Source organism: Mesorhizobium sp. M0802 (genome assembly GCF_040320115.1).
Lineage (GTDB): Bacteria > Pseudomonadota > Alphaproteobacteria > Rhizobiales > Rhizobiaceae > Mesorhizobium.
Genome location: NZ_JAMYOY010000010.1, coordinates 155,424 through 178,513, shown reverse-complemented (window position 1 = coordinate 178,513; position 23,090 = coordinate 155,424). Strand labels below are relative to the sequence as shown.

27 protein-coding genes are annotated in these 23,090 nt (G+C 63.6%); 20 read left to right on the top strand and 7 right to left on the bottom strand.

Features of this window, described 5'->3' with window-relative positions:
- Window positions 1–57: 57 nt before the first annotated feature.
- Window positions 58–186 carry a hypothetical protein gene (locus NKI10_RS16410; protein WP_352860949.1) on the bottom strand — a complete coding sequence of 43 codons (129 nt, stop codon included), beginning with the start codon at window positions 184–186 and terminating at the stop codon, window positions 58–60.
- A 511-nt stretch (window positions 187–697) separates the two neighbouring features.
- On the opposite strand from NKI10_RS16410, the gene NKI10_RS16405 reads away from it, so the two are divergent.
- Window positions 698–1,408 carry a helix-turn-helix transcriptional regulator gene (locus NKI10_RS16405; RefSeq protein ID WP_203278530.1) on the top strand — a complete coding sequence of 237 codons (711 nt, stop codon included), beginning with the start codon at window positions 698–700 and terminating at the stop codon, window positions 1,406–1,408.
- Entirely contained in the window at window positions 1,405–2,175 is a 771-nt protein-coding gene (locus NKI10_RS16400) for a helix-turn-helix transcriptional regulator (RefSeq protein WP_352860947.1), read from the top strand. Before NKI10_RS16405 ends, NKI10_RS16400 begins: the two co-directional genes overlap by 4 nt.
- 37 nt (window positions 2,176–2,212) lie before the next feature.
- On the opposite strand, the gene NKI10_RS16395 is transcribed toward NKI10_RS16400, so the two are convergent.
- From NKI10_RS16395 to motA, 6 genes are read right to left on the bottom strand one after another with little or no spacing between them, the layout of a single operon-like run.
- Window positions 2,213–2,650, bottom strand: coding sequence for a BspJ family T4SS effector nucleomodulin (locus NKI10_RS16395; RefSeq protein ID WP_352860945.1), 438 nt, complete (start codon window positions 2,648–2,650; stop codon window positions 2,213–2,215).
- A complete protein-coding gene (gene flhB, locus NKI10_RS16390) occupies window positions 2,647–3,729 on the bottom strand; it encodes a flagellar biosynthesis protein FlhB (RefSeq protein WP_023683475.1) in 1,083 nt (360 codons plus the stop codon). Before flhB ends, NKI10_RS16395 begins: the two co-directional genes overlap by 4 nt.
- Window positions 3,730–3,742: 13 nt before the next feature.
- The gene (locus tag NKI10_RS16385; protein WP_352860943.1) at window positions 3,743–4,759 is read right to left on the bottom strand and encodes a flagellar motor switch protein FliG; all 1,017 of its coding nucleotides are present in this window, start codon (window positions 4,757–4,759) and stop codon (window positions 3,743–3,745) included.
- Between the two features lie 38 nt (window positions 4,760–4,797).
- Window positions 4,798–5,187 carry a flagellar motor switch protein FliN gene (gene fliN / locus NKI10_RS16380; protein ID WP_023714014.1) on the bottom strand — a complete coding sequence of 130 codons (390 nt, stop codon included), beginning with the start codon at window positions 5,185–5,187 and terminating at the stop codon, window positions 4,798–4,800.
- A 33-nt stretch (window positions 5,188–5,220) separates the two neighbouring features.
- Window positions 5,221–6,153 carry a FliM/FliN family flagellar motor switch protein gene (locus tag NKI10_RS16375; protein ID WP_023714015.1) on the bottom strand — a complete coding sequence of 311 codons (933 nt, stop codon included), beginning with the start codon at window positions 6,151–6,153 and terminating at the stop codon, window positions 5,221–5,223.
- Between the two features lie 35 nt (window positions 6,154–6,188).
- Window positions 6,189–7,064 (bottom strand): flagellar motor stator protein MotA, encoded by an 876-nt coding sequence (motA, locus tag NKI10_RS16370; RefSeq protein WP_023671751.1) that lies wholly within the window; start codon window positions 7,062–7,064, stop codon window positions 6,189–6,191.
- A gap of 144 nt (window positions 7,065–7,208) precedes the next feature.
- Between motA and NKI10_RS16365 the strand changes: the two genes are divergently transcribed.
- From NKI10_RS16365 to NKI10_RS16280, 18 genes are all read left to right on the top strand, one after another.
- On the top strand, window positions 7,209–9,020 hold the full coding sequence (locus tag NKI10_RS16365; protein WP_352860941.1) for a DUF1217 domain-containing protein: 1,812 nt from the start codon (window positions 7,209–7,211) through the stop codon (window positions 9,018–9,020).
- A 7-nt stretch (window positions 9,021–9,027) separates the two neighbouring features.
- Window positions 9,028–9,753, top strand: coding sequence for a flagellar basal-body rod protein FlgF (gene flgF / locus NKI10_RS16360; RefSeq protein WP_023671749.1), 726 nt, complete (start codon window positions 9,028–9,030; stop codon window positions 9,751–9,753).
- Between the two features lie 4 nt (window positions 9,754–9,757).
- Window positions 9,758–11,179 (top strand): flagellar protein export ATPase FliI, encoded by a 1,422-nt coding sequence (gene fliI / locus NKI10_RS16355; RefSeq protein WP_352860939.1) that lies wholly within the window; start codon window positions 9,758–9,760, stop codon window positions 11,177–11,179.
- On the top strand, window positions 11,166–12,032 hold the full coding sequence (locus NKI10_RS16350) for a hypothetical protein (RefSeq protein ID WP_023673646.1): 867 nt from the start codon (window positions 11,166–11,168) through the stop codon (window positions 12,030–12,032). The genes fliI and NKI10_RS16350 overlap by 14 nt, the downstream gene beginning before the upstream one ends.
- Window positions 12,033–12,116: 84 nt before the next feature.
- Window positions 12,117–12,497, top strand: coding sequence for a flagellar basal body rod protein FlgB (gene flgB / locus NKI10_RS16345; RefSeq protein ID WP_023683310.1), 381 nt, complete (start codon window positions 12,117–12,119; stop codon window positions 12,495–12,497).
- Window positions 12,498–12,499: 2 nt separating this feature from the next.
- Complete coding sequence (flgC, locus tag NKI10_RS16340; RefSeq protein WP_023686341.1) at window positions 12,500–12,916, top strand: flagellar basal body rod protein FlgC; 417 nt, start codon at window positions 12,500–12,502, stop codon at window positions 12,914–12,916.
- Window positions 12,916–13,251 (top strand): flagellar hook-basal body complex protein FliE, encoded by a 336-nt coding sequence (gene fliE, locus NKI10_RS16335; RefSeq protein WP_352860936.1) that lies wholly within the window; start codon window positions 12,916–12,918, stop codon window positions 13,249–13,251. Before flgC ends, fliE begins: the two co-directional genes overlap by 1 nt.
- An 11-nt stretch (window positions 13,252–13,262) precedes the next feature.
- Entirely contained in the window at window positions 13,263–14,051 is a 789-nt protein-coding gene (gene flgG / locus NKI10_RS16330; RefSeq protein WP_023686343.1) for a flagellar basal-body rod protein FlgG, read from the top strand.
- 6 nt (window positions 14,052–14,057) lie between these two features.
- Window positions 14,058–14,585: a flagellar basal body P-ring formation chaperone FlgA gene (gene flgA, locus NKI10_RS16325; protein WP_023740991.1), complete on the top strand. Its 528-nt coding sequence runs from the start codon at window positions 14,058–14,060 to the stop codon at window positions 14,583–14,585.
- Window positions 14,582–15,823, top strand: coding sequence for a flagellar basal body P-ring protein FlgI (locus NKI10_RS16320; RefSeq protein ID WP_023673652.1), 1,242 nt, complete (start codon window positions 14,582–14,584; stop codon window positions 15,821–15,823). The genes flgA and NKI10_RS16320 overlap by 4 nt, the downstream gene beginning before the upstream one ends.
- Window positions 15,824–15,826: 3 nt before the next feature.
- Window positions 15,827–16,408 carry a MotE family protein gene (locus tag NKI10_RS16315; protein WP_031192939.1) on the top strand — a complete coding sequence of 194 codons (582 nt, stop codon included), beginning with the start codon at window positions 15,827–15,829 and terminating at the stop codon, window positions 16,406–16,408.
- A complete protein-coding gene (flgH, locus tag NKI10_RS16310) occupies window positions 16,405–17,109 on the top strand; it encodes a flagellar basal body L-ring protein FlgH (protein ID WP_023673654.1) in 705 nt (234 codons plus the stop codon). The genes NKI10_RS16315 and flgH overlap by 4 nt, the downstream gene beginning before the upstream one ends.
- Before the next feature lie 17 nt (window positions 17,110–17,126).
- Window positions 17,127–17,627, top strand: a complete 501-nt coding sequence (locus tag NKI10_RS16305) for a flagellar basal body-associated FliL family protein (protein WP_023733437.1) — start codon at window positions 17,127–17,129, stop codon at window positions 17,625–17,627.
- The gene (fliP, locus tag NKI10_RS16300; RefSeq protein ID WP_023817295.1) at window positions 17,624–18,355 is read left to right on the top strand and encodes a flagellar type III secretion system pore protein FliP; all 732 of its coding nucleotides are present in this window, start codon (window positions 17,624–17,626) and stop codon (window positions 18,353–18,355) included. The genes NKI10_RS16305 and fliP overlap by 4 nt, the downstream gene beginning before the upstream one ends.
- A 210-nt stretch (window positions 18,356–18,565) precedes the next feature.
- Window positions 18,566–19,450 carry a flagellin N-terminal helical domain-containing protein gene (locus tag NKI10_RS16295; RefSeq protein ID WP_023683303.1) on the top strand — a complete coding sequence of 295 codons (885 nt, stop codon included), beginning with the start codon at window positions 18,566–18,568 and terminating at the stop codon, window positions 19,448–19,450.
- A 282-nt stretch (window positions 19,451–19,732) separates the two neighbouring features.
- The gene (locus tag NKI10_RS16290; RefSeq protein ID WP_023683302.1) at window positions 19,733–20,617 is read left to right on the top strand and encodes a flagellin N-terminal helical domain-containing protein; all 885 of its coding nucleotides are present in this window, start codon (window positions 19,733–19,735) and stop codon (window positions 20,615–20,617) included.
- A 192-nt stretch (window positions 20,618–20,809) separates the two neighbouring features.
- Window positions 20,810–22,450, top strand: coding sequence for a flagellar basal-body MS-ring/collar protein FliF (gene fliF, locus NKI10_RS16285; RefSeq protein WP_352860932.1), 1,641 nt, complete (start codon window positions 20,810–20,812; stop codon window positions 22,448–22,450).
- A 3-nt stretch (window positions 22,451–22,453) separates the two neighbouring features.
- Window positions 22,454–23,080, top strand: coding sequence for a hypothetical protein (locus NKI10_RS16280; RefSeq protein WP_352860930.1), 627 nt, complete (start codon window positions 22,454–22,456; stop codon window positions 23,078–23,080).
- Window positions 23,081–23,090 lie beyond the last annotated feature (10 nt).

The following is a 23,090-nucleotide window of genomic DNA, read 5'->3' as shown; positions in this document are numbered from 1 at the left end:
CCCCGAAACAAAGTTACCCAAGATTTCAACGCGGCCGGCGGCCGCGCGTCGAACTGATTAGTCTGCATGGATCTGTGCGCCGCAATCCCTGTCACCGGCGCAGGCGATCGGCTCGGCCTTGGCGGGCGCTGCCGCACCGGCAAAAACCGCAAGCACCACCGTGAACGCCAGGAAAACCCGCTTCATCATTGCCCCCGATGCTGATGGCCGCGAAGCAAGCGCCGCCAAATCCGCCGTCTACGACCAAAGGGATGCCCACCCCTGCCGATCGCCGAGAATCTATCGGAATCGATCCGCTCTCGATACGGCAGTGTCGCAACACCCTCAGGCTTTTTCATGTCGGCGTTTCGGGTCGCTTGAGGCGGAAAAGCGCCTCGGAGTACGCCTCTGAGTCGCCCGAGTCCAAAAAAATCTATTTTGTCAAATCGCGTTTGATGTCGGATTCATCTGCGGGTAGATTAGACCCGAATCAGCCGGTCCTGGGGGGCGCGGCGACCACCCAAAGTCTCAAGTTCCGGCCTATGACCGGCACCAGACGCGGACGGCTTCGCGTTCCCTGAATGGATTCGGTGATCTGCGCGACCCCGCGCCGTGTGAGTGCTTCGTAAACGTGATGCGTCTTCAAGTTCGGCCGCTGGTGACCCAGCATCCGGGCTCAAGAAAAGATTCCGGCCATGACATACAACCAAAGCATCCAATGAGCAGCTCCGCCGCGCTTCTGCAATCCGACACATTAGGCTCGCGTCTCGCGTCCCGCGGCGATCTCACCTCCTTTTTCATGCAGCTTGCCGCCGAGATCGGCGCCGACAGCTACATGCTCGTCGCCATCGTCCACGACCAGGACCGCAACGACGCCCGCATCGTCTCCTCCAACTGGATCTTCGACGCCATCGAACTCATCGGCAAGCGGCTGATCGCCGGCCTCGCCCAGGGGCCGCTGACCGTAGCACCCGGCATCCGCCCGAAGCCCTTGGTCGCCGCCGAAGCGCCCGACGCCGGCGGACTGCTCACCGGCGAGGAAGCGCGCCTGCTCGACGTGCTTGGCCATGCCGAAGTCTATTCGCTGCGGCTCAATGTCGGGCGCCAGCGGCTGTTTGCTTTGTTCTCGGCGGCCGAGGCCGGCAAGATCGACCAGCCGGCGCTGATGAAGGCGCAGCTGAAGTGCTGCTATGCGTTGTCCACCATTCCGCAATTGGTCGCCGCCGCCGCCATGCAGGACCCGCTGTCCGACCGCGAGCGCGAATGCCTGTTCTGGGTGTCGGAAGGCAAGACCACCGATGAGGTTGCGGTGATCCTCGGCGTCTCGTCCAACACCGTCAACAGTTACATCACCCACGCCATCCAGAAATTCGCGGCCTCGAACCGCGCGATGGCCATCGCCACGGCGATCAGGAGCGGCATCATTTGAAACACGCTGATATCAAGGCGGCTGCCGAAGCCCTTTTCAACGAGCAGCGCAATCCGTTCGGCGCCTTCTCCATCGGCTCCGAGACGCACCACGCCGTCACCATCCCGGACGCGGTGCGCCGCTGCCGCTGGATCGCCGTCGACATCAACGCCTCGGCCTTCGGCCTGTACTTCGTCAGCCCTTCGCCGGAGCGGGCGCGCCTGGTACCGAGCTTCGATTCCGACTATCCCGCCACCGCTGTCGCGACCAAGTTCATCGCCGGCGCCAATGGCGAGGAGATGGTGCGCCACAGCGGCGCTTCGACGGCGCCGCGCTGGTGGGCCGACGACGGTATCGCCGGCTCGGATGCCGTCTTCCAGAAGCTCGCCTGGGCTGAGCGCACTGCTCCATTGGCGCCGGGCACCAACGGCATCGCCTTTCCCGTCCATGCCGATCGCGGCCATTGCGGACTGGTGGTTTTCCTGGGCTCGACGATCACCTTGGCGGAAGACACGCTCTACGAAATCCACGCCCGCTGTTTCTCGCTGTTCGCCGCCGTTGCCCGCATTCGCCCAAGCGATGCCAGCCGCATGCGATCGATCTCCAAGCGTGAACTGGAGTGCCTGAAGCTGACCGCCAACGGCAACACCAGCGAGGAGATCGCCAGGCTGTTGAAGCTGTCGGTCCACACCGCCAACCAGTATCTCACCCAGTCGACGCAGAAGCTCAACGCGGTCAACCGCAACCAGGCGGTGGCCAAGGCGCTGCGGCTGGGGCTGATCGAGTGATCTGCGGCCGCATTCAGCAGATAGATAGGACGAGAAATCAGCGATAGCTGAGCGGCTCGGTCCTGCGGATGCGCGCTTCTTCGATCACCGTTTCCAGCAAGGCTGTGTTGTGCTCGGGATCCTCGCCGGGCTTTTCGAACGACACATAGTTGACCGCGACCGAAGACCTCTCCTCGCTCAGAGTCAGCTGGAAATAGACGGTGACGCCGGGCGGCCTGAGCTCGAGATCGAGCACGATGCGTGGGCTGCCGCTCCAGTCGACATGCGCTTCACCGCCATGGCCGAGCCTGAGCGTGCCCGGCAGGAAGAAAAGCTCCACCGCCGAATCCACCAAATCCGACAGGCAAGCGAAATGCTCGAGCCGGATGAAGGCGATATAGTCGGCGACGTCGATCAGCCGCAACTCGTCCACCACTTGCTCGATAGCCTTGGCGACGATGAGTTCGCGGGATTTTGCGTGCGGTTGGCGGTTCATGAAATTTGTCTCCGCTCAGCCTTTTTCGAGTAGACGATCCGCACCAGTTCGGCGACGGCCTGGTAGAATTGCGACGGGATCACGCTATCAACCGAAACTTGCTTGTACATGGAGCGGGCGAGCGCCACGTCCTCGAAGATCGGGATGTTGTGCTCCTTGGCAATCTCGCGAATCTTGAGCGCCACAAGGTCCTGGCCCTTGGCCAGCACCATGGGTGCTGAATCCTCGTCGCGGACATATCTGAGCGCGATGGAAAAGTGCGTCGGATTGGCGATGATCAGCGTCGCGCGCGGCACCGCCGTCATCATCCGCTTGCGCGCCCGGTCGCGCGCCAGCGAGCGCAGCCGCGACTTGATGATCGGGTCGCCCTCGGACTGCTTGAACTCGTCCTTGACCTCCTGCTTGGTCATCCGCAGATCCTGCTTCCAGTGGAAGCGCGACCAGACGACGTCGACCGCCGCGATCAGCCCCATGACGAAGACGATCGCCACCAATATGTCGACGGTGATGCTTTTGATGACGAGGCCGAAAGCGACGGGGTTGGTGATCATGCCGGCCAGGAGCTGGCGGTAGTCCTGCGATAGCGTGAAGTAGAGCACGATGCTGGCGAAGCCGAGCTTGCCCAGCGATTTCAGGAACTCGACCCAGCCCTGAATGCCGAACATCCTGGTCCAGCCTTTGGCTATCGAGATGCGCGACAGTTGCGGCCGGATCCGCTCGCCGACGACTTGCGGCATGTTCTGCAGCACCGAGGCGCCGATGCCGGCCACCACCAGCAGCACCAGCAGGCTGACGACGGCGTTGCCTATTTCCATCATCACGGTCTTGTAGAGCGCGATGACGTCGGTCTCGGTGTCCATCGGCCACGCCTCGGGCTTTTCCAGGAACATCGACAGGAACATGCCGAGATCAACGACCGCGTCCTTGGCGTAGAAGACGGTGAACACCAGTATGGCGATGAAGGACGCCAGAAGTGCGGCCTCTCGCGAATGGGGCAGCTTGCCCTGTTCGACGGTGTCGCGGATCTTCTTTTCGGTCGCGTCTTCGGTTTTGGAGTCTTTGTCCGCCGCTTCAGCCATTCAGCGCTCGGCGTTAAGCCGCTTCGCTCTGCTGCGATGAGGGCAGTTCGAAAGCCCCCTCGCGCGAAAGCCGGATTGTCGCCACCGCGATGTTCTTGCGCGCCGTCATGATGTCGGCAAGCTGAATGCCTTCCGAGCCCTGGCCGAGCTCGGACTCGATCATGCGCCGCGACCGTGCGCCGATCGCCGACAGCACCGATTCCGTCAATGCGGGCGCCGCACCGCGCAGCGCCAGCGTGATCAGTTCGGTCGACAGCCCGTCGAAAAGGAGTACCCTCGCCTTCTGCGTCAAAAGCGGCAGATCGTCGAAGGCAAACAACCTGGAGCGAACACCGCCGAGGCCCGGCGTGCCGGCCTCTTCCAGATCCTGCATGACCTCTTCCAACTGAGGCTTGTCCATCTCGTTGAGCATACTGGCGACGCGCGCCTGTCCCGCCGAGATATCCTTGGTCGCGGTCTGCGCCAGCACGCTGGCGCGCAGCTGGTTCTCGATGATCCTGGTGGCCGCGTCCGGAATGGTCGCCATCGTCACCATGCGCTTGATGATCTCGCTGCGCATCGGCTTTTCCATGGTCAGCAAAATGTTGGCGGCGGCTTGCGGCGCAAGCTTCGACAGCACCATGGCCGCGGTCTGGGGATGCTCGGCGGCAAGGAACGTGCCCAGACGCGTCGGCTCGAGCTTTTCCAGCTCCGGCCAGATCGGCGGTGGTCCTTCCGGCGCAACCTCGAAGCGCTTGTCGCCCATGATGGCGCTCATCTCTTCGGGCGACAGCGATTCATTGAGGATCGTGTCCATCCGGTCGGCGGAATCGAGCAGGCCCGCACCTTCGGTGAACTCGGCCTCGAATTCGGCAACGATGCGTTCGAGGTCGCTTTGCGGAATGGTGCGCAGCAGCCGCGCCCCTTCGATCAGTGCCTTCAGTTCTTCCTGCTTGAAGAATTTCAGCAGCCGGCTGGCCGAAGGCTTGCCCATCGCCACCAGGATGGCGGCGGCCTTTTGCGGGCGCGTGAGCGTCACCGGCGTCGTCATGGCATCCGCTCCTGCTGAGACCGCATGTCATTCATTGCTCAAGCGCCCTTGGTCGCCGCGATAATTTCGGTCAGCCTGATGCCAAAGCGCGACGGATCGCTTTCCAGCACGGTGATTTCGCCGCGCGCGATCTTGCGGCCGTTGACCACGACATCGACCGGTTCGCCGATGCGCCGGTTGAGCGCCACCGTCGAGCCCTTCTGCAGCGCCATCAGGTCCGACACCGACATTTCCGTGCTGCCGAGGATGATCTGCACATCGACGGGGATGCTCATGATGATGTTCGAATTGGCGCCGGACGTGGCAGCCCGCAAGGCGGCGTCGGGGCGCTTTTCCTCCTCCTGGAGGACACCGCGCAATTCCTCGATGGCGCGGTCGAGCTGTTCGTCCGGCTGGTCGATATTGGCTTCCACCTTGGTCTTGGCCATCAGTCGTCTCCAAATGCTTGGGCTTGCCCGGCGTCAGCCCGGCATGAGCCCATCGATAAAATCCTGACCGGCATCGTAAGGATGCCTGATCCGGACGGTGTAGTTCTGCCCGAGTTTACCGAACTCGCAGACAAACAGCGTCTTGTCGCGCGCGCTCAGCTTGGCCTGCGACTGCGCGGTTTCCTCGAACTCGATGATCTGGCCCGGCTCGAAGCCGGCGAGGTCGCCGAGCGTCAGGCGTGCCAACGGCATGGTCGCTTCGAGCGTCACCGTCGAGCGCATCACTTCTTCGGAAAAACGTGCCCGCCAGTCGGAGGTCGTGCCTTCGCTGTCGTGGACATCGGCGATACCGCGTGTGGCCAGCAGGATGCGCTGCGGGATCATCACCGTGACCGTTCCGCTGTCGGTCGGCGTCGAGATGCCGAAGACGATGCGCACCGCCGCGCCATCGCGCAGCACGCGGCGCTTGGCTTCGCTGCCCGAAAGCGCCCGCGGCACCGGCAGCCGCAGCTCGAGCGAGCGCCGGCCCGATCCGTTCAACGCCTGCGCAACTTCCTGGAAGACCGTGGTCGCAACATCGGTCTCGATCTGCGACAGAGCGCGCTCGATCGGCGAAACCGGCTGATCCGGATCGCCGCCGAACAGCGCGCACACCATCACGGCGATGGCCGGCGCATCTGCCACCAGCGTCATCGCATCCGAAGACGTCGGCGATGCTATGATGGCCATGGCAAAGGCATCGCCGGCATTCGTGCGGGCATCGGGAACACGGCTGATCTCGACCGCGCGCAGGTCGACGGTGACCGGTGCGCCGAGTTCGCCGGCCAGGCTCTTCTGCAGCAGCGGCAGCGCGCGCTCGCCCATCGAGCGCCCGGTGCCGATGACATGAGCGGCCTCACCGCTGTCACCGACCAGACGCTCAATGATCAGCGAGCGGGCTTGCGAGGGGCTGCCAGGACTTGTCATGACGGCGTGCGGTCCTGTCTGTCGTCATGCATGGCTCAAGCCGCTTTCTTCTCGGCGGAAGCTGTGTTCATCGTGCTTTGCTCGACGGCGTCGATCGTCGGCCGCTCATAGGACGAGATGGTCTTGCGGCCGAACTCGATCGCCACCTGCGGCAGAGCGCCGTTCATATAGGCAAGCAGCGTCTGCTTGACGATGATATAGAGGCGATTCTTCTTCTCGCGCACCGTCTTGATCTTGGTGGCAACCGGTCCGACCACCGCATAAGACAGGAAGATGCCGAGGAAGGTTCCGACAAGGGCGGCGCCGATCAGGCCGCCGAGGATTTCGGGCGACTGGTCGAGCGCGCCCATCGCCTTGACCACGCCGAGCACGGCGGCGACGATGCCGAGCGCCGGCAGACCGTCACCCACCGCCACCAGCGCGTGGTAGGCCTTCATCTTGTCGGACTTGATGGTCTGGATTTCCTCGTCCATCAGCGCCTCGATCTCATGCGAGCGGGCATTGCCGATGATGATGATGCGGCAGTAGTCGCAGATGAAATTCGTCAGGTCGTGGTTCTTGAGCACGGTCGGGAACGCCTGGAAGATCGCCGACTCCTCCGGATTGTCGATGTGCGCCTCGACCTCGCTGCGCGACTTCGAGCGCAGTTCGCGCATCAGGCTGTGCAGCACGCCCAGCGTCTCCAGATAGTCGCGTTCTTTCGGTACCGCCTGCTTGAACGCTTCGAGGATACCCCTGCCGGTGTCCTTGACCGTCTTCATCGGGTTGGCGACGAGAAAGGTGCCAAGTGCGGCGCCACAGATGACCACCGCTTCCCAAGGCTGCATCAGCACATGCAGATGGCCGCCCATCGCCATGAAGCCGCCGAGAACACAGCCGAGCGTCACCACAAGTCCGATCAGAATGCCCACGCCAGATCCTTCCGCATCACGTCAGGCCTAACCGATAGCCCCCGTGCCTTGTGTGAGGCTTGAATCATGCAAGGTGAGGCGATTCAGCCTCGCGCAAGCAAGTCCGCATACTCTTGCTTTTGAAGCTGCGACCGGAGGCATGTCGTGTTGAGCACTTTTACCAGCTACCAGCTCATCGCCAGGGACATCCCCAAGGCGATCGACCGCATCGAGGCGGAGCCGATCGCCAAGCGCGACACCGACTACTATCTCGCCAACATCGGCAGCGTGAAATCGATAGACGATTTCGTAAAGAACGACCGGCTGTTCAAATATGCCATGAAGGCCTTCGGTCTCGGCGACATGGCTTACGCCAAGGCCTTCATGGTCAAAGCCCTGAAGGAAGGGGTGTCGGATTCCGACAGCTTCGCCAACAAACTGAGCGACAAGCGTTATGCCGAGTTCGTGTCGGCCTTCAATTTCGCCGCCCTGGGCCCTAATGCCACGAGCTACAATTCGGCGCAGCAGGGCGTGACCAACAATTACGGCCTCCAGGTCTCGGTCGGCCCTTCGCAGAACGGCTTCACCTACTACAAGGGCGAAACCTCGTACTACCTGAGCAACATTTCCAACGTAAAATCGATCGACGACCTGATGGGCAACGATCGCCTGCTCACCTATGCGATGGCCGCGTTCGGCCTGGACGCCGACGCCGAGCCGGCTGCGACCGTGCGGGCCATGCTGGAAGGCGGCGTCACCGACCCGAACAGCCCCGCAAACACGTCGACAAACAAGGGCTATGCGGCTTTCGTCGCGGCTTTCGACTTTGCCCAATATGGCGACCAGGCTACGGCGGGCGACGCCGTCCAGCAGGCGGTGCCGAAGGCTGTGATCGGCGGAACCGGACTGTTGCTCGTCAAGCCGACCGCGCAATACATCAAGGGCGAGGCCGACTACTACGCAGCCAACATCTCCAAGGTGAAGTCCATCGAAGACCTGCTGAAGGACAAGCGCCTGCTGACCTTCGCCATGGCTGCCTATGGGCTTGATGCATCGACCCAGACGACGAAGCAGATCCGCACCATGGTCAATGGCGGCGTCACCGATCCGTTGAGCCCCGCCAACCTCTTGGCCGACAAGAGCTACGCCAACTTCGTCACCGCCTTCGACTTTGCCCAGTACGGCGACCAGGCAACCACGCGCGACGCCGTGCTGAAGACGACGCCGAAGCTGTACACGACCGAGTCCAGCCTTGGACTCATCAAGCCGAATGCGGACGCTGTCCAGGCCGAGACCAGCTACTACCTCGCCAACATCACCAAGGTGAAATCCGTCGACGATCTGATGGCCGACAGCCGCCTTTATAACTATGCTCTGTTCGCCAGCGGGCTCGATCCTGCGACCACCAACAAGGATCTCGTGCGCGATGTCCTGGAGGGTGGTGTCCGTGATCCCGCCAGTGTCGCCAACAAGCTCTCCAACAAGGCCTATGCCAGGCTCGCCACCTCGTTGAATTTCGAAGCCTACGGCGAAGCGGCAACGACCCGCAGCCCGTCGCAGCAGCCGGTGGTCGACAAATATATGCGCCAGACCCTGGAAGAAGACGCCGGCAAGACCAATGACGGCGTGCGGCTGGCGCTCTATTTCGAGCGCAAGGCCTCGACCATCACCAACTGGTACGACGTGCTGGCCGACACGGCCCTGGCCAGCGTGGTACGCACCGCCATCGGCCTGCCCGATTCCTTCGCTGCCGCAGATATCGACAAGCAGGCGCAGGCCTTCGAGGCAAAGCTCGACCTCACCGATTTCACCGACCCGGCCAAGCTCGAGAAATTCCTCACCCGCTTCACCAGCCTTTGGGAAATCAATCATCCGACCTCGACCGCCCAGACATCGATCGGTGTGCTGTTTGCGCAGCCGACCACCGTCGGCATCTCGACCGATCTGATGATGGCCATGCAGAAACTGAGATTCTGAGAACACCATGCAGGACAGCCTTTACGTCGCCCTTTCCTCGCAGATCGCGCTTGAGCGCCGTCTCGACACCATCGCCGATAATGTCGCCAACGCCTCGACCATCGGCTTTCGCGCCACCGGCGTGAAGTTCGAGGATGTCGTCTCCGGCAGCGGCCCCAAATCGGTGTCCTTCGCCTCCTCCGGCAAGACCTATTTGTCCGGCGCGCATGGCGCGATGACGCAGACCGGCAACCCGTTCGACTTCGCCGTCCAGGGCGATGCCTGGTTCGGCATCGACACCCCGGCCGGCACCGTGATGACGCGCGACGGACGTTTTTCGATGAACGAGAACGGCGAGTTGATGTCGCTCGAAGGCCATCCGGTGCTCGACGCCGGCGGTGCGCCGATCCAGCTCGACCCGCGCGACGGCCCACCCAAGGCGGGCGCCGACGGCTCGCTGCGCCAGGGCGACAAGCTCGTCGGCGCCATCGGCCTGTTCAATTTCGATCCCGGCCCGAATTTCGTCCGCTACGGCAATTCTGGCATCGTGCCCGCGCGTGCGCCGGAGCCGGTCACCGACCGTTCCGATCTCGGCGTCGCGCAGGGCTATGTCGAGGAATCCAACGTCAATCCGGTGCTGGAGATGACGCGCCTGATCATGGTCCAGCGCGCCTTCGAGAACACGGCGGCGCTGATGCGCCAGACAGATGCCTCGACCGACGACGCCATCAAGACGCTCGGCTCCAAGTCGTAGCAGCATGTCGAGCAGCAAATCATCGATACGCGCGCTTGAACGGCAACCGGAGACAGCACCGGAAAACCGGCTGGCTGCGCTGGAGCGGATCTGGCGCCGCTTCGATGACACCGAGACGTTGCTGCGGCGCGGCGGCCGTGTTTCGGAGGTTTCGCCAACGCATTACAAGGTGCGCGGCCTGTCTGAAGTCGCCAGGCTTGGCGACCTCGTCGAACAGCGCGGCAATGCCGGCACGCGCCGCGGCGAGATCGTCAGGATCGGCCGCGACGAAGTCGTCATCGCCCCCTTCGAACGCAGCGCCGACGCCGGCATCGGCGACGCCGTGTTTCGCCGCGGCCCGCTGACGGTAACGCCGCTTGCCTCGTGGCGCGGGCGCGCCATCGACGCGCTGACCCGCGTCATCGATGGCGGCCCGCCGCTGATCAGGATCGGCGAGGCTGCGAGCGGCGACGGCACCACGCCCGGCGCCATGGCGCGGCAGCGCGTCGGCACCGCCTTCACGACCGGGGTCAAGGTCATCGACATCTTCACGCCGCTCTGCCTCGGCCAGCGCCTCGGCATTTTTGCCGGTTCCGGCGTCGGCAAGTCGACGCTGCTCGCCATGCTGGCCGGCGCCGACGCCTTCGACACCGTGGTCGTGGCGCTGATCGGCGAGCGCGGCCGCGAGGTACGCGAATTCCTCGAAGACACGATCGGCGCAGAGAGCATGGCCAAGACGGTCGCCGTCGTCGCCACCAGCGACGAGAGCGCCATGATGCGCCGGCGCGCGCCGGATACCGCCATGCGCGTTGCCGAACATTTTCGCGACCAGGGCCATCGCGTGCTGCTGGTGCTGGATTCGATTACCCGCTTTGCCCATGCGCTGCGCGAGGTGGCGACCGGCACCGGCGAGCCGCCGGTCGCCCGGGGCTATCCCGCTTCGGTTTTCACCGACCTGCCGAAGCTGCTCGAACGCGCCGGACCTGGCGCTGAAGGCCCCGGTATCAAAGGACAGGGATCGATCACTGCCATCATCTCGGTGCTGGTCGACGGCGACGACCACAACGACCCGGTCGCCGATTCGGTACGCGGCATTCTCGACGGCCATGTCGTGCTCGACCGCGCCATTGCCGAACAGGGCCGCTACCCCCCGGTCAATCCGCTGTCGTCGATCTCGCGCCTCGCCGACAAGGCATGGAGCCCCGAGCAACGCATGCTGGTGACCAGGCTGAAGTCGATGATCTCGCGCTTCGAGGACACGCGCGACATCCGCCTGCTCGGCGCCTATCAGGGCGGCGCCGATGCCGAGCTCGATATTGCCGTGCGCCAGGTGCCGCTGATCTACGAGGCGCTGACGCAGTCGCCCAGGGATCGCGCCTCGAGCGACGCATTCTCCGACGTCGCCCGTCATCTGAAAGGCAAGCAAAGTGTCGATGCAGGAGACTGAGCTTCAGTACACCGAGCGGCTTTTGCGCGAGATGATCGCAGAGGCCAGTGCCGCCGAGGAAGCCCGGGCCAACGAAGCGAGAGCTGTCAGGGCAAAGGCCGATCTCGACAAGGCCGCCAAGGCTGAGGCCATTCTGGCCAGGGCCGCCAGGCCATTCTTGCCCAGGGTAGCCAGCGTAGTCGAGTCCACTGTGCCTCGCTTGGCCGAGCCTGCCTTGCCCAGCGTCGTCAAGCCTGAATTGCCAAGGACCCCTCGCGCCGGCCCCAAAGAAGCGATCGAGACCAGTCGTGACTCGCTTCTCGACGGGCTGTTCCCGGTCACCGAATGGCCGCAGCCGCCAAGGCCGCAATATCCCAGGCTCGACAAGAAATCCGACCGCCGCAGCGATATCGTCTTTGCCGCGCTCGGCATCACGCTTGGCCTGATCTGCGCGCTGTTTCCCTGGTATATCTTCTTCAATCAGGACCAGTTCGGCGTGCAGGCGATCAAGTTCGGCGGCAGCGGCACCAATGCAGGGCGGGTCAGCGGCGGCTCGCAGATGGAGAACAGCGGTCAGCCGCTGACGGCAAACGATGTTCCCGATGTCGACCTGTTCGCCACCGGCACGCTGCAGGACCCCGAGGACAAGACCCAGCCTCCCGGCGTCGACGAGCAGCCCTTCCCGGCGGACGCCAAATTTCGCATGGTTCATGTCGCCAATGGCCGCGCCATGATCGAGGACGATGCCGGCCTGTGGATCGTCCAGCGCGGCTCGAAGCTGCCCGATACCAGCGTCGTCTCGTCGATCGAGCAACGGGGCGGCAAGTGGGTCATGGTCACCAGCACCGACCAGGTGATCGAACTCTCCAAATAGCGGCACACCGGCTTACGCCTGGCCCGCGCAAGGTCCGCGCAAGACTGGCAGCCTAGTCTTGTACGTACCAGCCTGGAGATCCCCATGGAGCCCGTCAACCTTTTCGATCTCGCCGCCAAGCAGTCGCAATGGCTGTCGGTGCGCCAGTCCGCAATTGCCGGCAACATCGCCAACGTCAACACGCCCGGCTACACCGCCGGCGATGTCGAGCCGTTCGAGAAGGTGCTCGACCGCACGGCAGTGTCGCTGACCGCCACCCAGGCAGGCCACCTCGGCACTGCCGCCACTAATGCCGGCTTCACGGTCAAGCCAGAAGAGACGACCGGCGCCATCATGCCCTCGAAGAACACGGTGGTGGTCGAGAACGAACTGATGAAGGCCGGCGAGGTCCGCCGCTCCTTCGAGCTCAACACCGCGATCGTCAAGGCCTTCCATTCGATGATGATGATGGCGGTGAAGAGCTGACAATGGACGCCTTGACCTCAGCCCTCAAGATCGCCGCGTCCGGCCTCAGCGCCCAGTCTGACCGTTTGCGCGTCGTTTCGGAAAATCTCGCCAACGCGCAGTCGACCGGCAACACCCCGGGCGCTGACCCCTATCGCCGCAAGACCATCAGTTTCGTCTCGGAACTCGACCGTGCCTCGGGTGGCACGACGGTTGAGGTCAACTCCATCGACCGCGACCCCAGCGACTTTCCCGTCGAATTCCAGCCCGGCAACGAGGCCGCCGACGACAAGGGCTACGTCAAGATGCCCAATGTAAACGTGCTGGTCGAGATGGCCGACATGAGCGAGGCCAACCGCTCCTACGAAGCCAACCTTCAGGTCATCAAGCAGGCGCGTGATCTGATCTCCATGACCATCGACCTGATGAGGAACCAGTAATGATCAGCGGCATTGGCGGTATCGGATCGCTTCCCCTCAAGCCGGAGATCGGTGGCGCCGATACCACGACCGACCTGTTCCAGGGCACCAAGGCGCCGATGGCCGGCAGCGAAATCGGCACCACCTTTGCCGAGGCGCTGAGCCAGGCCGCCTCGAAGACCGTCAACACCTTGCAGAATGCCGAGCAGGTGTCGATCAAGGCACTCAGGGGCGACGCCGATACCCGTCAGGTCGTCGACGCCGTCATGAGCGCCCAGCAGGCCCTGCAGACCACGATCGCCATCCGCGACAAGGTCGTCTCCGCCTATCTCGAAATCAGCCGTATGGGCATCTGAGGAGACTTGCCGTGAAAGCACTCGCCATCGCAGCGACCGGCATGAATGCCCAGCAGACCAATCTGGAAGTGATCGCCAACAACATCGCCAACATCAACACCACCGGCTACAAGCGCGCGCGCGCCGAATTCTCCGACCTGCTCTACCAGGTCGACCGCACGCAGGGCGTGCCCAACCGCTCCAATTCATCGCTGGTGCCGGAAGGCGTGTCGATTGGCCTTGGCGTCAAGACGACGGCGGTGCGCAACGTCCATACCCAGGGCGAACTGACCTCGACCGGCAACAGTTTCGACATGGCGCTGACCGGCCGAGGCTGGTTCCAGATCGAGGGCGCCGACGGCGGCACACTCTACAGCCGCGCCGGCGCCTTCAACACCAACGCCACCGGCCAGCTGGTGACCGTCGACGGCGCCAATGTCATCCCGGCCATCACCGTGCCGACCGATGCCATCGAAGTTGTCGTCAACAAGACCGGCCAGGTCTTTGCCCGCATCGACGGCCAGACCGACCTCCAGCTGCTGGGCCAACTGCAGCTCGCCAACTTCGCCAATGAAGCAGGCCTCGCGCCGCTCGGCGACAATCTGTTCCAGGAGACGCCGGCCTCCGGCCCGGCCAATGTCGGCGTGCCCGGCGATCCCGGCTTCGCCTCGGTCGAGCAGGGTTATCTCGAGGCCTCCAACGTCGATCCGGTCAAGGAAATCACCGAGCTGATCTCGGCGCAGCGCGCCTATGAGATGAACTCCAAGGTCATCCAGGCCGCCGACGACATGGCCTCCGTCGTGTCCAAGAACATCAGGTAAGATTTGATGGTCTCTCCGGCCTTCCGCTCCGCGCTTTGCCGCACCGCGCTGATCCTGGCGCTGGTGGCCGGCAGTGTGCCGGCGTTTGCCCAGGAGAGCGCAGACCAGCAGACCACCACTCAGGTCGCGAGCAGTCAGGCAACCGGCGAGATCGTTCTGATCCCCAACCGGGTCATTTATCCCGGCGAGATGATCGACACCGGCGTGCTGAAACCGGTGACGCTGCTCCCCGGCAAGCACAGGCCAGATGCGGTCGCCACGCGGGCCATGGAACTCCAGGGCAAGGTCGCCAAGCGCACGCTGCTGCCCGGCCGCTATATCCCGGTCGCCGCCATCCGCGACGCCTGGCTGGTCGAACAGGGTGCCGCCGTGCAGGTCTATTTCATCGCGGGCGACCTCACCATTTCGGCCACGGCGGTGTCGCTGCAGCCGGGTGCCGCCGGCGATTTGATAAAGGTCCGCAACACAGACAGCGGCAAGATCTTTTCCGGCACGGTGATGGCTGACGGCACCATCCGGGTCAGCGCGTCATGAGACGCGGAGCTGCCCTTCTGCTCGCGGCCGTTGTCGGCCTGCAGCCGGCGCTGGCCGACGGTCTTACGCCGAAGCAAAAGCGCGATCTTGCCGGCCAGAATGGCGGCGCCTTTGTCGATCCCGAATACGATCCGGCCACCACCAACCGCATGTTCAGGGTCTCCAACGGCCCAAGCTCTCTGCCACCCGGCCAGGTCGCATCGCGCATCAAGGACATTGCGCAGCTGCAGGCTTCGCGCGACAACCAGCTCGTCGGCTACGGCCTCGTCATCGGCCTCGCCGGATCGGGCGACAGCCTGCGCAATTCGCCCTTCACCGAACAGTCGATCCGCGCCATGCTCGAAAATCTCGGCATTGCCACCGAAGGTGGCAGCGCGCGGGCCAAGAACGTCGCCGCCGTCATCGTCACCGCCAACATGCCGCCTTACGTGCAGTCTGGGGCCCGCATCGACATCGACGTCTCCTCCATGGGCGACGCCACATCGCTTGCCGGCGGCACGCTGATAATGACGCCACTGAAGGCGGCCGATGGCGAGATCTATGCTGTCGGGCAAGGCTCGGTCATCGTTTCCGGCTTCACTGCCCAAGGCGATGCCGAAAAGCTGACGCAGGGCGTGCCGACGGCCGGCCGCGTGCCCAACGGCGCCATCGTCGAGCGCACTGTGCGCGCCGAATTCGAGGACCAGGCGCTGCTCACCTTGCAATTGCGCAACCCCGATTTCTCCACTGCCGTCCGCATCGCCGACGCCATCAACGGCTACACCTCGCAACGCTTCGGCATGCGCGTGGCGGCGGAGCGCGATGCACGTACCGTGCAGATCAGGCGGCCGAAGAATGTTTCGGCGGCGCGCTTCTACGCCGAGATCGAGAATTTGGTGGTCGAGACCGACACGCCGGCACGCGTCGTCATCGACGAACGCACCGGCACCATCGTCATCGGCAACGAGGTCAAGATCTCGCGGGTGGCGATCAGCCACGGCACGCTCACCGTGCGCATCACCGAACAGCCGAAGATCGTCCAGCCGGAACCGTTCTCCAAGGGCGTGACAGCGGAGGAACCCTTCACCACCATCGATGCCACGCGGCCTGACGCCCGCGTCAATGTGCTCGACGGACCGAACCTCGAAACGCTGGTGTCGGGCCTCAACCGTCTCGGCGTCAAGCCGGACGGCATCATTGCCATTTTGCAAGGCATCAAGTCGGCCGGCGCTTTGCAGGCCGATCTGGTTCTCCAATAGGCCATGCCGATGATCGATTTCTTTTCCCAAAAGCAGCACCGCCGAAGCGCAGCCTTGGCAGCTTGCGTCATCGCCGCCACCGTCCTTGCCGGCGGCACTGTTCGCGCGGAAGAAGCGGTGCGGCAGGTTCTTCCTGGCGGGCAACAGCCGGCGGCAGTGCAGCAGCTGGTCCGCGAGAAGGTGCCCGATGAAAGCGAGATCCAGCGCTTCTGCTCCAACATCGCCGACGCCGCCCGCGACCGCCGTTACGCGCTGCAGGCCGAAGAGTTGAAGCAGTTGCAGGCTGGCATCGACCAGCGCATGAAGGCGCTGGACGACAAGCGCGCCGAATACGAGCAATGGCTGAAGCGGCGTGAAGTTTTCCTGGCCCGCGCCGAGGATGGCGTCGTCAAGATCTATGCCGGCATGAAACCGGATGCCGCGGCCGAGCGCCTGGCCATGGTCAACACCGATCTCGCCGCCGCCATCCTGATGAAACTCGATTCGCGCAAGGCCGGCGTCATTCTCAACGAAATGGACCAGAAGGCGGCAGCCACGCTCACCGGCATTATGGCCAGCGCGGCGCGAAGGATAGACCCGTCATGAAGTCGCATATACTCGCCCTGGTCGCCACCGCTTCACTTGCCGGCTGCGCCTCCGACCCCAGGGAGATCGGCAGGGAGCCGGCGCTGTCGCCGGTTGGCACCGGCATTACCGGCAGCGTCAATGCGCCCTACTCCTATCCCGAAACGCCACCCGCGCCAGTGAAGAAATTCTCGCTGTGGGATGATCGCCAGAGCCGGTTGTTCACCGACCCGCGCGCGCTGCGCGACGGCGACATCCTCACCGTCAGGATCAAGCTCAACGACAAGGCCAACTTCAAGAACCAGAACGACCGCAGCCGCACCGCCGGGCGCAAGCTCGGCTATGACGTCAACCTCGGATGGGAAGGTGCCACCACCAGCGGCAAGGGCGACGCGGGGCTGAGCTCCACCACCGAAACCAATGCGGACGGCGAAATCAAGCGCTCGGAGAACCTCGAGCTCAACGTCGCCGCCGTCGTCACCGAAGTCCTGCCCAACGGCAATCTGATGATCCGCGGCTCACAGGAGGTGCGCGTCAATTACGAGCTCAGGGTGCTGACCATCGCCGGCATGGTGCGTCCATCCGATATCGGCGCTGAAAACACCATCTCTTATGAACGCATCGCCGAGGCGCGCATCTCCTATGGCGGCCGCGGCCGCGTCAGCGAAATTCAGCAGCCCGCTTACGGTCAGCAGATCCTCGACCAAGTCCTCCCCTTTTAGGACTGGAGAACGGCGCCGTGGCAAATGTCGAACAGGTTCAGCAAAAAAAGGGCCCGTCGCTTGTCATCCAGCTTGCGATGCTGCTGGCGGTGACGGGCGCCGCGATCGGCATGGGCTGGATGTCCGGCGGCTATCTGAAGGGCGTCGGGGGACCGGTGCCTGTGCCCGCCGCACCGGAGAACCAGTCCAATGCCGAGCAACCGAGCAAGGCGGCCGAACATGCTCCCGGCACCGGGCCGACGCTTGTCCAGCTGGCGCCGATCACCACCAATCTGGCTTCGCCTGCCGACACCTGGATAAGGTTGGAAGCGTCAGTGATCTACGATGCGCCGCAGCCGCCCGAACTCACCGAAAGCATTCACCAGGACCTGCTGGCCATGGTCCGCACCCTGAAGATGCATCAGATCGAAGGTGCCAGCGGCTACCAGCATTTGAAAGCCGACCTCGAGGAGCGCGCCGCAATCCGCAGCGGTGGCCATGCCAAACAGGTTCTGATCAGGACATTGCTGCTCGAATGAGAAAACTCGTCCTCGCCGCCGCGATCGTCGTCGCCACCACCTCTGTCGCCGCCGCCCAGCAGCTCGATCTCGGCGGCATCGGCAAGGCCGACGGCGCCACCGTCGGCTATATCATCCAGATGTTCGGTCTGCTCACCGTGCTGTCGGTGGCGCCGGGCCTGTTGATCATGGTGACGAGCTTCACCCGCTTCGTCATCGCCTTCTCGATCCTGCGCGCCGGCATCGGCCTGCAGTCGACGCCGGCCAATCTGATCCTGATCTCGCTGTCGCTGTTCATGACCTTCTACGTCATGGCGCCGACCTTCGACCAGGCCTGGAACACCGGCGTCAAGCCGCTGATGGACAACCAGATCAGCCAGACCGAGGCGTTCGAAAAGATTTCGGACCCGTTCCGCACCTTCATGCTGCACAATGTCCGCGACAAGGACTTCGACCTGTTCGCCGATCTCGCCCGCGAACGCGGCCAGGTCGTTGCCAGGGACACCGTTGACCTGCGCATCCTGGTGCCGGCCTTCATGATCTCCGAAATCCGCCGCGGCTTCGAGATCGGCTTCCTGATCGTGCTGCCGTTCCTCGTCATCGACCTGATCGTCGCCACCATCACCATGGCCATGGGCATGATGATGCTGCCGCCGACCGTCGTTTCGCTGCCCTTCAAGATCCTGTTCTTCGTCCTCATCGACGGCTGGAACCTGCTTGTCGGCAGCCTGGTGCGCTCCTTCACCTGACCGTCCGCGCGCCCTTGGCGCCTTGCTAAAATTTTATGCAATATATTTCCGGTTAACCGTCCCGTTTAGCCCTTTGGTAGGGACTTGCCCGCATATTGCTCGCAGATGGCGGGTGATCGGGTCTCACGATCATTGGCATGATGCCGCTCCGTCATACCGGAAAAGCCGGTATGTCAAAAACACCCTGTAAAAATCAAGGTACGAGTAGCCATGTCCAGTATCATGACGAACGCCTCGGCGCTGACCGCGCTGCAGAGCCTGAACAACACCAACAAATCCCTCGAGCAGACGCAGGCCCGCATCTCGACCGGCTACCGCGTTGCCACCGCTTCCGACAACGCCGCTTACTGGTCGATCGCGACCTCGATGAAGTCCGACAACAAGGCCAACTCGGCCGTGCAGGACGCCCTCGGCCTCGGCGCCGGCAAGGTTGACACCGCCTACACCGCCATCAACGACGTCAAGGACCAGGTCGACCTGATCAAGACCAAGCTGGTCACTGCCCGCAGCGCCTCGAAGGAAGACCAGCAGAAGATCGCGACCGAAATCAACGCCATCCAGGCGCAGATCAAGTCCTCGGTCGCCAACGCCAACTTCGCCGGCTCGAACCTGCTGCAGAACGACGCTGCCGCTGCGTCCGACCTGAAGATCGTTGCGGCTTACAACCGTACCGGCGCGACCGTCACCATCGACACCATCGACGTCAAGGCTGCCGATACGCAGGTTCTCGATGTCGCCGGCACGGGCGGCATCGTCGGCGGCCTGCTCGCCGCTGCCTTCTTCGACCCGAGCACCACGGCGGTTACCCCCGCCGCCATCGACACCGCGCTCGGCACTGTTGAAACCGCGCTTGCCAAGCTGTCCACCGGCGCTGCCTCGCTCGGCGCCGCCAAGTCGCGCATTGACACCCAGAAGAGCTTCCTGTCGAACCTGTCGGACTCGATCGACAAGGGCGTCGGCGCTCTGGTCGACGCCGACATGAATAAGGAATCGACCCGTCTGCAGGCCCTCCAGGTCCAGCAGCAGCTCGGCATCCAGGCGCTGTCGATCGCCAACGGCAACTCGCAGTCGATCCTGTCGCTCTTCCGCGGCTGATCTCTCGACATTACGACTGACACCATCCGTCGGGCCGCGCCAACAGCGCGGCCCGATTTCTTTTTGCGGCTGTTGATTGTCTTGCTAAATGGCTGCCGATTTTTGCTCTTGGCCAGCGCCCTGAATGGCTTGGTTTAACAGGCCGTTAACCATATCCCGGTAGTCATGGTTAACCATTCCATGGCGGGCAGACCATACGGTCGATGGGCTTATGCCTACCCCCTTGATGAAGTTGATCCGGCGTGTTCGGGACACGCCAGTGTTTGAAAAGGGGTAAATATCTTGGCTAGCATCATGACGAACGCTTCGGCTCTGACCGCGCTGCAGAGCCTGAACAACACCAACAAGCAGCTTGAAACCACCCAGTCACGCATTTCGACCGGCTACCGCGTCGCCACCGCCAGCGACAACGCCGCCTACTGGTCGATCGCCACCACGATGAAGTCCGACAACAAGGCTCTTTCGGCCGTTCAGGACGCGCTTGGCCTCGGCGCCGGCAAGGTCGATACCGCCTACACCGCCATCACCGACATCAAGGACCAGGTCGACCTGATCAAGGCCAAGCTGGTCACTGCACGCAGCGCCAGCAAGGACGACCAGCAGAAGATCGCGACCGAAATCAAGGCCATCCAGGACCAGATCAAGTCGTCGGTTACCAACGCCTCCTATGCCGGCTCGAACCTGCTGCAGAACGACGCTGCTGCGACCTCCGACCTGAAGATCGTCGCGTCCTATAACCGCACCGGCACGACCGTCGCCATCGACACCATCGACGTCAAGGCGGCCGACACGCAGGTTCTCGATCTTCCTGGCACTGGCGGCATCGTCGGCGCTCTGCTGGCGACGACCTTCTTCGATCCCAGCACCACCCAGGTCCTCCCGGCGGCCATCGACACCGCACTCGGCGCCGTTGAAACGGCGCTTGCCAAGCTGTCCACGGGTGCCGCCTATCTCGGCGCCGCCAAGTCGCGCATCGACACCCAGAAGAGCTTCCTGTCGAACCTCTCGGACTCCATCGACAAGGGCGTCGGCGCGCTGGTCGACGCCGACATGAACAAGGAATCCACGCGGCTGCAGGCCCTCCAGGTCCAGCAGCAGCTCGGCATCCAGTCGCTGTCGATCGCCAACGGCAACTCGCAGTCGATCCTGGCGCTGTTCAAGCAGTAAGCCTGACCCGGCTTTCTCTTCCTTGAATAAGGGCCGCGCCAACAGCGCGGCCCTTTCGCTTTGTGGCTGTGTTTTGACGCATGTCGTTGACCCGGAACCGCTGCACACTTCCGGGCGACATGCTCTATCATCTTCGCACAAGCTTCGCGGTCTAGTGTTCCCACGGAATATCATGCTGGGAGCGCTTGAATCGTGCCGCAACAGATCCAGAGCATCATCTCGAATCTCAGGGCATTTGGCGTCAGGCGCCTTGCCATGCTGGCCGGCATTGCCGCATTGGTGATGGCCGTCATCGGCATCGGCTCGGTCTATCTCAACCGCCCGGCCTATGAGACGCTCTATGTCGGGCTCGATCGCTCCGACGTGAACCAGATCGGCCTGGTGCTCGGCGAAGCCGGCATCGGCTTCGACGTCGGCTCCGACGGCACCTCCGTGCTGGTGCCGGCCGGCACCACCGCGCAGGCGCGCATGCTGCTCGCCGAAAAGGGCCTGCCGACCAGCGCCAATGCCGGCTACGAACTGTTCGACAATGTCGGTTCTCTTGGCCTGACCTCCTTCATGCAGCAGATCACCCGCGTGCGCGCCCTGGAAGGCGAGATCGCCCGCACCATCCAGTCGATATCCGGCATCAAGGCCGCCCGCGTTCACATCGTCATGTCCGAGCGCGCCAATTTCCGCCGCGACGAACAGCAACCCTCCGCCTCGGTGGTCATCCGCTATTCCGGCATCGACGCCGAAAAGAGCGCCATGTCGATCCGCCATCTCGTCGCCGCCGCCGTGCCGGGCCTGTCGGCCGACAAGGTTACCGTGCTCGATTCCAACGGCAACCTTCTCGCCGCCGGCGACGATCCCTCCAACACAAGTGCTGCCCGCACGCTCGGCGTCGAGCAGACCGTCGAGGCGCAGATCGGCGACAACATCCGCCGCGCGCTGACGCCTTATCTCGGCCCCGACAATTTCCGCGCCAGCGTCAAAGCCGACGTCAATACCGACACCCGCCAGACCGAAGAGACAATCTTCGATCCGGAGTCGCGCGTGGAGCGTTCCGTGCAGTCCGTGCGCGCCAACGAAAACAGCAATCAGAGGCAGGCCTCGACCCCGGCCACCGTCGAGCAGAACCTGCCCGAGACCCAGGCGACCAGCACCGATGGTCCGCAGACGTCATCGGAGAATGATCGCAAGGAGGAGATCACCAATTACGAGATCAACTCCAAGAAGATCGCCACAGTCTCCAACGGCTATTCCGTCACCAAGATGTCGATCGCCGTCGTCGTCAACCAGCAGCGGCTGATGACCATCCTCGGCAAGGACGCCACACCCGAACAGATCGCCAAGCGCGTCGCCGACATCCAGAAAATGGTCGCCTCAGCCACCGGCTTCGACGACAAGCGCGGCGACATCATCGATGTCTCGGCGGTCGAGTTCATCGACGGGCTGGACGGCGAGCCGGTCGAACAGCCGGGCATAATGGCGTCGATCGGAACCCATGCCGGTACGATGATCAACGCCGGCGCGTTCATCGTCGTGGTGTTCCTGGTCGCCTTCTTCGGCCTGAGGCCATTGGCCACCGCGCTGAGCGCGCGGCCGACGCCGGCACTTGCCGGTCCGAGCTTCGACGACGTCCAGCGTTCGCTGCCGACACCCGAAGCCGCCCGCGCCGAACCGGCGCCGGCTGCCTTGCCCGGCAGCCGCCCCGGCCCGACTCCACTCGATGATCTTCGCCAGAAGATCAGGCCGGCGCCACAGGAGCGGCTTGCCCGCATGGTCGACATCAATGAGGAGCGCACCGCGCAGATCCTGCGCAAATGGGCGGCCCAGGAAGCAGCGGTATAGACCATGGCCTCGGCAGCGCTTTTCGACCTTTTGCCGGATTTCGGCGCACGCAGCCAGCGTGCCGGCCAGCCCTCGCTCGCGGCCATGGCCGAGCCAAGGCCGGAGACGTCGGCGCCGCAGGCCGACATCGGCGCGCTGATCGCCGAAGCGGTCATCGATGCCGAAGCCGCCCTTGAAGCCCGCCTTGCCATCGCCCACCAGGCAGCGCTCGAGGCGCAGAGACAGGCCAATGCCGATGAAGCAAAGGCCTTTCTGGAAAGTTTCGGCGGCGATCTCGGCGCGGTCGTCACTGCCCGTATCGAGATCATGGAGGCCAAGGTCAGCGACCTCGTCGGCGCCACCATTGCGCGCATCATTGGCGGCCTTGTCAGCGACGATCTGCAGAAGCGTTCGCTGGAAGCCCTTGCCGGCACGATCCGCGAAGCCGTCGGCGACAGCGAGGCGGTGCGCATCGCCGTGCGCGGACCGCTGTCATTGTTCGAGACGCTGAAGGCTTCGCTCGGCCCACGCGCGGCCAATCTCGATTTCATCGAGGCGCCCGGCTTCGACCTTACCGTCGCCATTGACGAGGCGGTGTTCGAAACCCGCATTGCCGAATGGTCGGCCGCCTTGTCGGAGGCCCTATCATGAGCGGGGGCCC

Bases quoted from the DNA above. Each gene is read 5' to 3' on its own strand.
- NKI10_RS16315 (WP_031192939.1), top strand. From the start codon at position 15,827: ATGCCGATGATCGATTTCTTTTCCCAAAAGCAGCACCGCCGAAGCGCA.
- NKI10_RS16350 (WP_023673646.1), top strand. From the start codon at position 11,166: ATGCAGGAGACTGAGCTTCAGTACACCGAGCGGCTTTTGCGCGAGATG.
- NKI10_RS16410 (WP_352860949.1), bottom strand. From the start codon at position 186: ATGAAGCGGGTTTTCCTGGCGTTCACGGTGGTGCTTGCGGTTTTTGCC.
- flgA (WP_023740991.1), top strand. From the start codon at position 14,058: ATGGTCTCTCCGGCCTTCCGCTCCGCGCTTTGCCGCACCGCGCTGATC.
- fliE (WP_352860936.1), top strand. From the start codon at position 12,916: ATGATCAGCGGCATTGGCGGTATCGGATCGCTTCCCCTCAAGCCGGAG.
- fliP (WP_023817295.1), top strand. From the start codon at position 17,624: ATGAGAAAACTCGTCCTCGCCGCCGCGATCGTCGTCGCCACCACCTCT.
- NKI10_RS16405 (WP_203278530.1), top strand. From the start codon at position 698: ATGAGCAGCTCCGCCGCGCTTCTGCAATCCGACACATTAGGCTCGCGT.
- NKI10_RS16375 (WP_023714015.1), bottom strand. From the start codon at position 6,153: ATGACAAGTCCTGGCAGCCCCTCGCAAGCCCGCTCGCTGATCATTGAG.
- flgF (WP_023671749.1), top strand. From the start codon at position 9,028: ATGCAGGACAGCCTTTACGTCGCCCTTTCCTCGCAGATCGCGCTTGAG.
- flgC (WP_023686341.1), top strand. From the start codon at position 12,500: ATGGACGCCTTGACCTCAGCCCTCAAGATCGCCGCGTCCGGCCTCAGC.
- NKI10_RS16395 (WP_352860945.1), bottom strand. From the start codon at position 2,650: ATGAACCGCCAACCGCACGCAAAATCCCGCGAACTCATCGTCGCCAAG.
- NKI10_RS16385 (WP_352860943.1), bottom strand. From the start codon at position 4,759: ATGACGACGCCGGTGACGCTCACGCGCCCGCAAAAGGCCGCCGCCATC.
- NKI10_RS16295 (WP_023683303.1), top strand. From the start codon at position 18,566: ATGTCCAGTATCATGACGAACGCCTCGGCGCTGACCGCGCTGCAGAGC.
- flgH (WP_023673654.1), top strand. From the start codon at position 16,405: ATGAAGTCGCATATACTCGCCCTGGTCGCCACCGCTTCACTTGCCGGC.
- NKI10_RS16280 (WP_352860930.1), top strand. From the start codon at position 22,454: ATGGCCTCGGCAGCGCTTTTCGACCTTTTGCCGGATTTCGGCGCACGC.
- flgB (WP_023683310.1), top strand. From the start codon at position 12,117: ATGGAGCCCGTCAACCTTTTCGATCTCGCCGCCAAGCAGTCGCAATGG.
- flhB (WP_023683475.1), bottom strand. From the start codon at position 3,729: ATGGCTGAAGCGGCGGACAAAGACTCCAAAACCGAAGACGCGACCGAA.
- NKI10_RS16320 (WP_023673652.1), top strand. From the start codon at position 14,582: ATGAGACGCGGAGCTGCCCTTCTGCTCGCGGCCGTTGTCGGCCTGCAG.
- fliN (WP_023714014.1), bottom strand. From the start codon at position 5,187: ATGGCCAAGACCAAGGTGGAAGCCAATATCGACCAGCCGGACGAACAG.
- fliI (WP_352860939.1), top strand. From the start codon at position 9,758: ATGTCGAGCAGCAAATCATCGATACGCGCGCTTGAACGGCAACCGGAG.